General features: G+C 38.4%; 11 protein-coding genes and 1 rRNA gene. 10 read left to right on the forward strand and 2 right to left on the reverse strand.

The annotated features are described in order from the left end of the window. The first annotated feature begins 297 nt into the window (after positions 1–297). The 5 genes from VIK44_RS07565 to VIK44_RS07585 all read left to right on the forward strand — a co-directional run bounded on the left by VIK44_RS07565 (position 298) and on the right by VIK44_RS07585 (position 6,151). Complete coding sequence (locus VIK44_RS07565; RefSeq protein WP_331553245.1) at positions 298–1,815, forward strand: Sapep family Mn(2+)-dependent dipeptidase; 1,518 nt, start codon at positions 298–300, stop codon at positions 1,813–1,815. Positions 1,816–1,913: 98 nt separating this feature from the next. Continuing rightward, positions 1,914–2,894, forward strand: coding sequence for a biotin--[acetyl-CoA-carboxylase] ligase (locus tag VIK44_RS07570; RefSeq protein ID WP_331553246.1), 981 nt, complete (start codon positions 1,914–1,916; stop codon positions 2,892–2,894). A 5-nt stretch (positions 2,895–2,899) separates the two neighbouring features. Then, positions 2,900–3,472: a biotin transporter BioY gene (locus VIK44_RS07575; protein ID WP_331553247.1), complete on the forward strand. Its 573-nt coding sequence runs from the start codon at positions 2,900–2,902 to the stop codon at positions 3,470–3,472. 246 nt (positions 3,473–3,718) lie between these two features. Beyond that, positions 3,719–4,654 carry a glycosyltransferase family 2 protein gene (locus VIK44_RS07580; protein ID WP_331553248.1) on the forward strand — a complete coding sequence of 312 codons (936 nt, stop codon included), beginning with the start codon at positions 3,719–3,721 and terminating at the stop codon, positions 4,652–4,654. Further along, complete coding sequence (locus VIK44_RS07585) at positions 4,655–6,151, forward strand: hypothetical protein (protein ID WP_331553249.1); 1,497 nt, start codon at positions 4,655–4,657, stop codon at positions 6,149–6,151. 120 nt (positions 6,152–6,271) lie between these two features. Here the strand turns inward: VIK44_RS07585 and VIK44_RS07590 are convergent, their stop codons facing one another. Continuing rightward, positions 6,272–7,369, reverse strand: a complete 1,098-nt coding sequence (locus tag VIK44_RS07590; protein WP_331553251.1) for a ComEC/Rec2 family competence protein — start codon at positions 7,367–7,369, stop codon at positions 6,272–6,274. 352 nt (positions 7,370–7,721) lie between these two features. On the opposite strand from VIK44_RS07590, the gene VIK44_RS07595 reads away from it, so the two are divergent. The 4 genes from VIK44_RS07595 (at position 7,722) to rrf (ending at position 10,973) form a co-directional block, all read left to right on the forward strand. Continuing rightward, positions 7,722–9,215 (forward strand): arylsulfotransferase family protein, encoded by a 1,494-nt coding sequence (locus tag VIK44_RS07595; RefSeq protein ID WP_331553252.1) that lies wholly within the window; start codon positions 7,722–7,724, stop codon positions 9,213–9,215. 221 nt (positions 9,216–9,436) lie between these two features. Beyond that, entirely contained in the window at positions 9,437–10,030 is a 594-nt protein-coding gene (locus VIK44_RS07600) for a TatD family nuclease-associated radical SAM protein (protein ID WP_331553253.1), read from the forward strand. Next, a complete protein-coding gene (locus VIK44_RS07605; RefSeq protein ID WP_331553254.1) occupies positions 10,027–10,797 on the forward strand; it encodes a UPF0489 family protein in 771 nt (256 codons plus the stop codon). Before VIK44_RS07600 ends, VIK44_RS07605 begins: the two co-directional genes overlap by 4 nt. A 59-nt stretch (positions 10,798–10,856) precedes the next feature. Further along, positions 10,857–10,973: ribosomal RNA gene (rrf, locus tag VIK44_RS07610) — 5S ribosomal RNA — on the forward strand. A gap of 257 nt (positions 10,974–11,230) precedes the next feature. On the opposite strand, the gene VIK44_RS07615 is transcribed toward rrf, so the two are convergent. Beyond that, positions 11,231–11,623: a pyridoxamine 5'-phosphate oxidase family protein gene (locus VIK44_RS07615; protein ID WP_331553255.1), complete on the reverse strand. Its 393-nt coding sequence runs from the start codon at positions 11,621–11,623 to the stop codon at positions 11,231–11,233. Positions 11,624–11,749: 126 nt separating this feature from the next. Between VIK44_RS07615 and VIK44_RS07620 the strand changes: the two genes are divergently transcribed. After that, positions 11,750–12,139 (forward strand): helix-turn-helix domain-containing protein, encoded by a 390-nt coding sequence (locus VIK44_RS07620; protein ID WP_331553256.1) that lies wholly within the window; start codon positions 11,750–11,752, stop codon positions 12,137–12,139. Positions 12,140–12,403 lie beyond the last annotated feature (264 nt).

The following is a 12,403-nucleotide window of genomic DNA, read 5'->3' on the forward strand; positions in this document are numbered from 1 at the left end:
CCAACGGAAATCCAGTAAGTATTAGAAAATTGCTGTTTGGAAATCATTTTAATTTCCTGTCTTGTTTTCATAAAAATCTCCTTTTTATTTATTATTTATATAAAAATACAGAATGGGTTAAGTTTTCTGTAAATATATACCAAAAAAACTTTGGTTGATAAGAGTACAAAAAAATTCAGGCATTCGTGATATAATAATGATCAGATATTACCAAAAGACGTTTATCTGAAAATAAAATTGATTTTAAGAATCTCCATTTATGATAACACAGTTTAAGAAAAAGTGAAAGGAAGAATAATGGACCAATCAACTAAGCAGGACACTATTTTACCGGGCCGTTACCAACATTTCAAAGGAAATGAATACGAAGTAATTTACCTGGGAAAACACAGCGAAACACTTGAACCAATGGTGGTTTATCGACCACTGTACGGTGAAGGGGGAATCTGGATTCGTCCGGCATCAATGTGGAATGAAGAAATTGAGCGGGATGGAGTCATCCTGAAACGCTTTAAATATATTGGGAAATCATCCGAGAAAAGCAAAACAGAAAATAATGATTTTGATGAAAAGGGCTTTCTAAAAGATTTAAAAGGATTATTAAGAATAGTATCCACCAATGGAGATGCCGGTCCCGTTACATCAGAAGCGCCACTGGGTACCGGTATTAATGATGCGATTAACTACATTCTGGATTTGGGAAAGAAATTTGGATTTAAAACTAAAAATTTAGATGGTTACTGTGGGTTTATTGAAATAGGTGAAGGCGAAGAAATGATGGCGATGCTTACCCATGTCGATACCGTAGCGGTTGGCGGCGGATGGACCGTGCCTCCCTTTGATTTAACACGCCAGGGGGATAAACTCTTTGGACGCGGTGCCATTGATGATAAAGGCCCGACCATGGTTTCACTCTATGCCATGAAAGCCCTGGCTGAAGCAGGGTCGCCCTTAAGTAAACGGATTCGTCTCATTGTCGGAGGCGATGAGGAAGGAGGCGAATGGCGTTGTATGAAGCGTTATAAAGCCACCGAAGAAATTCCCGTTTGCTCTTTTTCCCCGGACTCCAGGTATCCTGCTATTTTTGCGGAAAAAGGATTATTGGGAGTTCGTTTAGAGAAGGACTTAGGCTCAACAACAAAAGCAATGACATTTTTCAGCGGTAACCAGTCTAATGCCGTCCCTGATTATGCCAAAGCCATTGTTGAAGGGGTCATATACGAAAGCAAAGGAAAATCAGCACATTCGGCTGAACCTGATAAGGGAATTAATGCAATTTTCTGTTTAGCTGAAAAATTAAAATCCAGAGGAATTAAACATCCGTTCTTGGATTTGATCAAAATAGCAACCCGGGAGGGCTTTGATATAGCATTATCCGATGCGGTTTCTGGTCAGCTCACTCTGAATCCCTCTATTGCCCGGGTAGATGGCAAAAGGGCCATATTAGAATGTGATATCCGTTATCCGGTGACCATCGATCAATCCATTATAAAAGAAAATATTTCCAGGGCTGTTAAACCTTTAGGGTTTTCACTTAAAATCATTGAGGAGCAGGCGCCTTTGCATGTGGATAAAGAAAGTATCTTAATAAAGTCGCTCCAAAAAGTCTACGAAGACTACACCGGCGACACCACCGGTCCTGTGACCAGCGGTGGTGCAACCTATGCAAGAGCTTTTGATAATGCGGTGGCTTTTGGAGGACGATTTCCGGGAGAACCAAACATGAGTCATCAAACGGATGAATACTGGAGCCTGGAAAGCATAAAGAAAAATTTTGATATTATTCTCAAAGCCTTAGAGGTGTTGGCAAAATAATAAAACTGAATAAATCAGGAAAACCATTGTCGACAACAAAACAATTATTGGTTGACAATGGTTTTTTTTCGTGTAGAATAAGAAGAAGAGGTGAAAACATGTCGGTAAAAAAATCGGTATTGCAAGCATTAGAAGAAAATAGAGAAACCACTATTTCCGGGGAACAACTTGCAAAAAAATTAAATATTTCACGGTCTTCAGTATGGAAGGCTATTAATTCTTTAAAACAAGAGGGCTATAGCATCGGTGCCACCACCAATAAAGGGTATCGTCTGGAGACCGGGTCAGATGTTATTTCTTTTGAAGGGATACGCCAGTGGCTTGGCCCCCAAAATCAGGAAATAATCATTGAAGCCTATAAAACCATTGGCTCAACCAATCAGGTGGCAAAGAAAATGGCCTTGGATGGAGCAATCCAGGGTACCGTGATCATTTCAGAAGAACAAACCCAGGGCCGGGGACGATTAGGCCGTCGTTTTTTTTCTCCGGCAAACAGTGGCATTTATATGAGTCTTATTTTACGTCCCAATGTATATGCCGACAAGGCTGTACTGGTTACAACAGCAGCATCGGTAGGGGTATGTCGCGCCATTAAAAAAGTCGCAAATAAGGATCTTCAAATTAAATGGGTTAACGATATTTATTTAGACGATAAAAAGATTTGTGGCATTCTCACCGAGGCGGTCACTAATTTTGAAACCGGTTTGGTGGAATGTGTAATCATCGGAATCGGTTTGAATTTCAGACTGCCGGAAAATAATTTCCCAGCGGATCTAATAGAAATCGCCGGATCATTATTTGAAGAAAAACCAGATCTTCTTACCCGAAACCGTTTAGCTGGCGAAATCATTAATGCGGTTTTAGAATTATGTGAAGATTTAGAAAATCGCGACTTTTTAGAAGAGTATAAGAAACGGTCCATGGTATTAGGTCATAAAATAAAAGTGCATCAACAGAATAATTGGTCTTTTGCCCGGGCTGTTGATATTAGTGAAGATGGCGGCTTGATTGTTGAAAATGAAGCCGGAGAGTTAGAGACTATAAATTCAGGTGAAATTACGATTAGAAAGATGGAATAAAGAAAATGATAGAAAGAAAACCATTAACTATACGAACGCTGATTCTATGTGGACTATTTACAGCCCTTATTGCAGTGGGAGCTTTAATTAAAATTCCGCTTCCGGGGATTCCCTTTACCCTTCAAATCATTTTTGTGTTATTGGCGGGCTTACTACTGGGTTCAAGGGCTGGATTGGTATCTGTCCTTGTTTATATCTTTGTGGGTTTGGCAGGGATTCCAGTATTTTCCGGTGGCGGGGGCCTGGCTTATGTATTCCACCCAACCTTCGGGTATATCATCGGGTTTGCTCTGGGAGCCTTTGTAACCGGATGGATAGCGGAAAGAAAAACGCAGCCATCAATGCTTCGATTGATTTTGGCGGCGATTGCCGGAACAGCGGTGATCTATGCACTGGGCTTAACCTGGTACTACTTCATTGCCAATTATTACCTCAATACCCCGATGGGGGTTGGAGCATTAATGGTATCGGGATTGCTGATGACACTACCGGCTGATATCATTAAAATTGGGCTAAGTGTGGTATTGGCAAAACGCCTGGCACCGTTTATTCATGCGGATGTATACAAAGAAGCTTAAGGGAATAAAAACAAAAGGCCGGAAGTCTTACCACAAAAGCGTGAGCCTTCCGGCCTTTATTGTTGAGGTCGGAAATGTTTTCAAACCTTAATAAATAAGGAATTAAAATTTAGATCATCGGGGGAGTTTCTTTTTCTATTTTGTTCGTGTTATAATCAATGGTAATTCATTTTAAAGGAAAGTCTTTTATAATGACACGATACCCGGAAAAAGTTAGTATTCTAACGATTGTGAAAGTGAAGAGCTATGGAAAAACAAAAAATAAGTATTATTATTCCTTGTTATAGCGAAGAGGAGGCCATACCCATTTGTTATAACGCCCTTATTAAAGAGGTTATTCTTCGATTATCAGAGGTGAACTTTGAAATTATTTTTATAGATGATGGTTCTAAGGATGAAACATTAAAGGTGATAAAAAATCTCAGTGAAAAAGACAGTCGCATAAAATACCTATCCTTTTCCAGAAATTTCGGAAAAGAAGCAGCCATTTATGCTGGGCTTAATCATGCCACCGGAGATTATGTGGCTATTATGGATGTTGATTTACAGGATCCTCCGGAATTACTAATCCTGATGTATGAAACACTTCTTACCGATGAATACGACTGTGTGGCAACCCGTCGGACAACCAGACAAGGAGAACCTTTCATACGTTCTTTTTTTGCTAAGGCTTTCTATCGGTTTATCAATAAAATTTCTCAAACAGATATTGTGGAGGGGGCCCGGGATTTCCGGCTGATGAAGCGGCCGATGGTAGAAGCGATTTTAAAGGTTGGAGAATATAATCGTTTTTCAAAAGGAATTTTTGAATGGGTTGGCTTTAATACGAAGTGGATCGAATTCGAAAATGTAGAACGTGTTGCGGGAATAACAAAATGGTCTTTTTGGGAATTGTTTCTTTATTCCTTAGAAGGGATCATTTCTTTTTCCACGGCGCCGCTGGCCATAGCCTCAGTGACAGGATTTATTTTTTTCGTCTTATCCTTTTTAGCCATAGTGGTCATTATTATCAGGGAAATGATGTGGCATGGTTCAGCTTTTGGTTGGCCGTCGCTGGTGTGTATCATCTTTTTTATTGGTGGCATTCAATTATTTTGCATTGGTATATTGGGCCAGTACATGGCAAGAACCTATTTGGAAACAAAAAAACGACCCATTTACATTGTGAAGGAGCATAATTAAATGAATTCAAAAAAAAAGGTAATAGTACATTATGGAGTGCTGTCTTTCATTGCATTCGTTTTTTTACTTTTTTATTCTTATTCAACCAGTCCATTATTCAGCAATAATTTTGGGGTTTTAGATTCCTCGCTATTTATGCTCATTGGAAAAGGAATTACAAAAGGGTATATGCCATACCTGGATTTATTTGATCATAAAGGTCCTATTTTGTTTTTTATAGAAGCCTTTGGGTGGTTGATCATGCCAAATCGTTTGGGCAATTTTTTCATTCAATGGGTTTTCATGGTGGCTAATCTTACTTTGATTTTTAAAATCGGACAGTTGTTTTTAAACAAAAAATGGTCATGGATTCCGATTATTTTCTTCTTATTAATTTTAACCGTTACTTTTGAGGGTGGAAATTTAACCGAGGAATATAGCCTGCCATTTCTTTTTCTGCCACTTTATTTATCACTGAAGTCGCTTAAAGGAGAATCAAATGGAAAAGCACAACATCCGCCGCTTTTCGCTTTGATTTATGGGATCTGTTTTACCCTCATTATATTTATTCGATTAAATAATGCAGTGCTCATTGGTGCCATAGTATTGGTTATCATGATCCATCTGCTCATTAACAAAGCGTATCGGAATTTTTTCGATAATGCGTTAGCCTTCCTGAGTGGTTCAATTTTCATATTCTCGGGAATCGCCATATATTTCTTAATGAATAATGCTTTTGGAGAAATGCTCTATGCAACCTTCCTTTTTAATTTTAAGTATGCAGAGACTGCAAAAGGAATCACAACCGCAGCAGATCTTCTCTATTTCTTTTATTACGTATCGCCGGTTATATTTTCAGGGGTCATGGGAATTTACTACTGTTTAAAAAAAGAGAAAAAAACCATTGGATTACTATTAACCGTTGCTTCCACGGTGACCTTTTTTTCACTGTCAATGGGAGGAAACTACTATCATTATTTTATTTTAACAACCCCCTGTTTTGTGTTGGGGATCGTTTTATTTATTGATCTTACCCTTGAAAAAGGAAAAGAGCTGTGGCAAAAGGGACATCGTATTATTACGATTGGTGTACTCACATTATTTCTTACAACAAGCGGCATCTATTTGAGTCTGTCCTATTTTGCCGCTCAAGATAATGCTGACTTGTTAATCAAGCAACCTCAAAAAGAATATTATGATACCGCCCTGAGTACTGCAAATTTAATTCCGTTAGCAGACCGTAACAGTGTTCTGGGTTATTCTGTTCCGGCTGGTTGGTTTATAATGACAGATATCATGCCATGTTACAAGTATTTTACCTTGCAGGAATGGTGGGGATTATACGATCCCAACGTCATTAGTGCGACCAATGAGATGCTTGAAAAAAATCCTCCAAAATGGATTGTCATGGCAAATAATAAACAAACGAATCAAAAAATTTATGATATTCTTGCTGAAAAATACCAATTGATCACACAAGATAAGGTCGTAACCCTTTATCGTCGGATCACAGTATAACCCTTATAAGGATTAAAAAAAACTGAAAAACAAAAATCTTTCCAATACAAAAGGCATGATACGATGATTTTTTCATCGTATCATGCCTTTTGTCTGTTAAAATCTACAATTAAGTGAATGCTAGCTTGGTGGCTTGCAGACGCCGCAGGGCGTGAAACCCTGTTCGAGAGCTTCTTCAAAGCTATTTAAATAGACCCGGTTGGATTCCCTGGGTAAACTGGGGCAGGTGGGTAAATGATAGACTTTTGAATTCCGATTGCCAATAAAGGACGCTGAAACAGGATCGCTGTTTGTTTCCGGAGTCTCTTGATTTGGCATTGAAACAAGCCCATTGTCCACAACCTGATATTCCTGAGTTGGGGAAATGCCTGTTTTATTAAAGGTTAACTGATCCCCCCGGCTGGTTGCGATGACCGTTCCCAGAAGGTCTGTACGAAAAACCGTTGACCCAATATCGTTGAGTCGGCTTAAAGTCTCTTCGTGAGGGTGACCATAATCATTGCCAGCACCACAGGAAATAACTGAGTACCGGGGATTCACAGCACGAAGAAACACATAGCCGGTTGAGGTTGAACTGCCATGGTGACCAACTTTTAAGACATCCGCTTCAAGATCGAGGTTTTGGGAAAGAAGTTCCTGTTCAGCGGCCCTCGCCATATCACCGGTGAAAAGAAAGCGATTTCCGCCACGGGTGACCTTGAACACCAGGGAATCATCGTTGACGTTTTCATGAAGGGAAAGAGGTCCTAAAAAAACAATGGCAGATCCACCAAAGTTAAGTGTGGTTCCCGGTGCAGGGGTTGAAATGGGTACGTTTTTATTGTTAGCTGCTTTAATGATATTCTGAGACGCCGTTGTTTCTTCGGAATGGGTTACGTATAAATTCGATACATCAATATTAGCAACAACATCGGCTAAGCCTCCGGCATGGTCGTTGTGATTATGAGTCGCTACGACATAATCCAATTGGGAGATGCCTATACGTTTAAGATAATTAACAATATCCGGTCCGTTTTCCGGATTTCCGCCATCGATGAGCATGGTATCATCTTTGTCCACCAGAAGAATGGCATCTCCCTGACCGACATCCAGGTAATGAACAGCCAGGGAATCCTGGGGTGTAAAGGATTTATTGAGTGATGATAAAGTTTGACATCCTGAAAATAGAATAAGAATGCAAAAAAGCAGGGCGATTAAAGGTAAAAGTATTTTTTTCATTGAAGAGCCTCCATAAGGATTATTTTATCATAGCCATTAAAATATGCAAAAGCCTGAATATGCATTAAAAAGGATTATATTAAAACAAAAGGGAGTATTTACCTTTTGGGAAGAATGCGTTACAATAGGACAATGCATATAATAAGTTTAAAATTAATTTTTTTTGTGGAATCAGGCTTAAATATTAAGGTTGTGGTATTATAGGTTGGATTTTTGATATTTGTCACGCTTTCCCACCTTGTTTTATATATTAAAAAAATCCGAGGAGTTAACGGTGCTTTTCTTAAAAAGAAAAATAGTGCTAATTTTAAGAGATCTATAAGATAATGTTTTTGAAAAAGAAGGAGAATATATGGATAGTTCGAGAAAATTTATAATTGTTTCAATCGGTGTTGCAGTGCTTTTAATCATTTTAGTCAGTTTTACCCTGGCCTATGCAGGCAGGGATAATACACTGATGTCAGATAAAACCCTTAACCTTGAAATCAACGGATTTAATGTTGAACTGCCATTGGCAGATAATGGCGCCACTTATGATGCGGTCAGTTTAAGCTCAGTCACTCCAAATACAATTAAACTTAAAAATGAAGTGGGTGCCACTGTAAAGATTAACGATAAAGGCATTGGCGCAGGGAATACAATTGAACTCAAATTGGATCAATTGTCATCAGGAGAACTCATTAAAATTGAAGTTGGTTATGAAAAAGATAAGCGGATCATCTATTTGAGAACCCTGTCATCCCAATTGCCGCAGATGATTGCCACAGGAGAGAGTCCCTATGATGGGAATTATTATGCCACCCTTAAATCCGGAGGCGCCGTGCTTTACGAACTCAATTCCAAAGGAGAGGTTATTTATTATATTGCAAAATCTTTGGATAAAGCCAAGGGTGAAACCTATTGGGACTTTAAAAAGCATGTTCTTGAAGATGGCAAGATAAGATATAGCTATCAACGATCATATCCGGGTACTGATGGCAGTGCATTTTCTAATAACAGCCTTGGAGAACGAGTGATCCTCGACGAGAATTATCGTGAAATTAAAACAATTACCCTGTTAGGAAGCGAAAATGCAAAAGTGGGAGATCCGGTCGATGGACACGATTTTATCTTAATTAACGATGATCACTATATCGTTTCAGCCTATCAACTGAAATTTGTAAACAATATTCCAGCCGCCCTGGCCCCAAATCCAATGGGCTCAAAGGTCGTGCAAACCCTTATTCAGGAAGTGAAAGATGACAAAGTTATTTTTGAGTTTACATCAGACGCTCACCCTGAACTGTATGCACTCAGTACAGAAAACAATGATTACGGAAATGTGACTAATCAAAGTCCGGATTATGCAAATTTTAATTCGATGACCATTGATCCGGTGGATAACAACCTCATATGTTCTTTTCGAAACTTAGACACGATTATGAAAATCAATCGAGAAACTGGGGCTATCCTCTGGAAGCTTTCAGGAGCAGGGGATGAATTTGGACTCACCCAAGATCAAAAAACATCGAAACAGAATTATGTAAGATTAACAGATGATGGCTATCTGACTGTTTTTGACGATGGCAATAATTCAGGACAAACCCGCATATTAAAATTAAAGTTAGACGAAGTAAATAAAAAAGTTCTTGAATACAAGGAATACAAAATCCCGGGACACACCACAATGGATGGGGGAAGTGCCCAGAAGGTCGGCGATGGTCGGGAAGTATATACCATTGGCTGGGGAGATAATACGGATGGACTGGCAGCCCTCACAGAAGTTGATTTTACCAGTGGAAAGAAGCTTTTTGAAATGACCTTACCTCAGGGAATATCCACTTACCGGATTCAAAAATTTAAATAGCAAACAGATAGAAGTACATGAGGTTGGCAGAAATGTCTATAAGTGTGCTTTTTTTCTTAAAAATGCAAGGGAAAACAACCTTTTTTTTTGACTTTCTAAATAAATATGGTAAAATATTAGTATCTTCTTACTATAAAATTATACAGATTTTAATATATAGAGAACTTTTAGAGGATAACCTCTTTTATATATGAACGAAAAATGAATTAGGAGAAAATAAAATGACGATTACCTATGAATTCGGAAGATCCTTATATGTAAATATAACTAATCGATGCAGCAACGCCTGCGCTTTCTGTATTCGAAAGGATGAACCTACGGTAAATGGTGTGGATGAGCTATGGCTGGAAAGAGAACCTACTGAAGAGGAAATATTCGAAGATATTTTAAAAAGAAAACTTAATAAATATAATGAACTGGTATTTTGCGGTTATGGTGAACCCTCTTATCGACTGGACGAAATATGTAGGGTTTCAAAGGCAGTTAAAAAAATTTATCCCATTAAAATACGTCTTAATACCAATGGTCATGGCAACCTCATTTTTAAAAAAGATATGACGCCGCAATTAGACGGAGCCGTTGATACAGTTTCTATTAGTCTCAATGCAAAAAACAGAAATGAGTATGATGCCCTTTGTCGGCCTATTTTTGATAATGCCTTTGATGCACTAATTGACTTTGGACGTCTGGCGAAAGCCCATACCAATGTCGTTTTTACCATTGTGAACATATTATCAGAAGAAGACCAGGACGCCTGTCGAAAAATTTGCGTGTCAATGGGAACTAAACTAAGAGTGCGTTCTTACATCGATTGAAAGTTGATGATTTTCCCCTTGCCAAGTCATTGATCATAGCAATAACCCAAAATAACCTGCATCCGAAGGCTGCGATTTATCGAGATAAAAAGATCCTGGTGGTGGATGATCACCAATATACCCTTTTGATTTGGGGAAAATTATCTCAAGAAACGAGTAAAGCTTATACTTTGGTAAGTATTGACTATCATCCCGATACCAATCCGCCTTTCTGGCTGTATGCCACCCAGAAAGCAATGGCAATGGATCCGGATAGAGAAGAGGTTCTGGTAGCTAAGTTTCAAAAAAAAGTGATGGCAACCATTGATCCATTAAATCTTAAAACCATAGAAACAGTCATGGATGTAATGCGAAACGATGAGCATATTAATACAGCCATGACTTTGGGGTACTTAAAAGATTACCATATGATTAACTGTATGGAAAAGCATCAATATCCGAAAGGTCACCACTATTTAGTGGCTGAAAATAATTTTGGGAGTCTTGAAGACACGATGTTCTCAGAGGCTGACTTTTCAGTTGAAAGCTTGGAAGAGGAAGCCTTTATTCTCGATATTGATCTGGATTATTTTTCAGTCCTTGAGAATTTTGAATACAATCCCGAAAAATTCGGCATTTTTAAACGGCTTGTAAGAGGTGCATCCCTCATCACCATTGCCAGATCCAGAACCTATTTTGACTATTTAAAGAAAGAAAATTTTACAATTGAAAGTTGCGAAGAAAAACTCATGGCAATCCTGGAAAAGATTTTAAAAGAAAAAGATTGACAAGGGTTTGAAAAGGAAGTATACTGTTCAAGTAAATTAAATTAAATAAAGTTAATTAGTCTCGCGACGATGGCGGAAGGGCCACACCTGTTCCCATACCGAACACAGCAGTAAAGTCTTCCAGCGCCGAAAGTACTTGGTGGGTAACTGCCTGGGAGGATAGGACGTAGCGGGGCTTTTATTTTGCGCGAAACAACGAGCCATGCGGCAAAAAAATAAAGAAGATATAAAAATCAAGTTTACTTGGGTTTTTATATCTTCTTTATTTTTTTAGCCAGGAGCCATCTGGCGACTGGCGCGACGAAGGCGTAGCGTAGCGGAGACTGAGTTGCACGACTTCATTTTTCAACCAACGTCAATTTAAAAGCGTATTGATATAATCTTGCTTATCATTTGTTGATCGCCTTTTTCTTTATGGGGGAATACAATAAAATTAAAGAATAACTTGATGATGTTCACCAGTCATGGTGTTAAAATCGGCAATGGCATTATCAAGTGCAATGATTTCAAATGAGCCATCTCCCACTGAGTACATGCCTGACAACATTGGCATAACCTCTAAAGCTTTTGCCTGAGATGCAGATGTGGTACAAACAACAGCATCCCCATATAAACGCATCCACTTGGCACCTTTTGAAGCACAGATCTCCACAGATGGATTAACTTTAATTTGACTAAAAAATGGTTTCTTGTTACTGGTACAGATGCAAACTTTTCCGTTATAGTCCATTGCAAATCCAAAAGGGCGAACCTTAGGTTTGCGGCCATCAACGGTGCTGATAAAAAATACACCGCATTCATTGAGATAATTAATAACTTCGTTCATCTTTACCTCCTGGTAAACATTGATTTATTTTGTATGATCTTATATGATTATATCAATAACAAAATAGAAAACAAGTAGGCAGAAAATAGTAACTAACTAAGAAATTTCAGAGTATTGGAGATAATAATGGAAAATAACCAGTGCATCAACGGTGAAACGTGTTCAGTCTTTAATGGTAGACCGGATAATGATAAGAAATGTGCTAACCCAGTGGGATGTATGATTAAACATGCACTCAAACTAATTGATGGAAAGTGGAAACTTCCCATTATTTGTACTTTAGGAAATCAAACGGTTCGCTATAATGAATTGAAAAGGCAAATCAAGGGGATTACCAGCAATATGTTAACCAGTTCTTTAAGGGAATTGGAAGAGTGCGGCATCGTTCATCGGGAAGCATATAATGAGATACCTCCAAAAGTGGAATATTCTCTGACTCATGAGGCATTAAGCCTGACACCGATTTTGTTTGATTTAGGATTGTGGGGGCAAGGATTAACAAACAAGGAAGAATAATATCAGATGAACTGCAAAAGTTTGAAGTCCTAGAGTGAAAAAAACTAAAGCATACTGTCTTAGCTATGACAGTAGGTGGGAATTATAGCAGATTAACCATGCAGATATAAAAAATAAAAAAAGCATTGACACAGAGAATTAAGAAGGGTATACTTTAAAAGTTGTCTCAAATGGGGCAGCGAAACAGAACCAGATAAAAACAAAATAAAACAAACAAACAGCTTGACAACGCAGGGAAATGACGATACAATAGAAAAGCTTCTT

Source organism: Acetobacterium sp., from assembly GCF_036508315.1.
Classification (GTDB): domain Bacteria; phylum Bacillota; class Clostridia; order Eubacteriales; family Eubacteriaceae; genus Acetobacterium.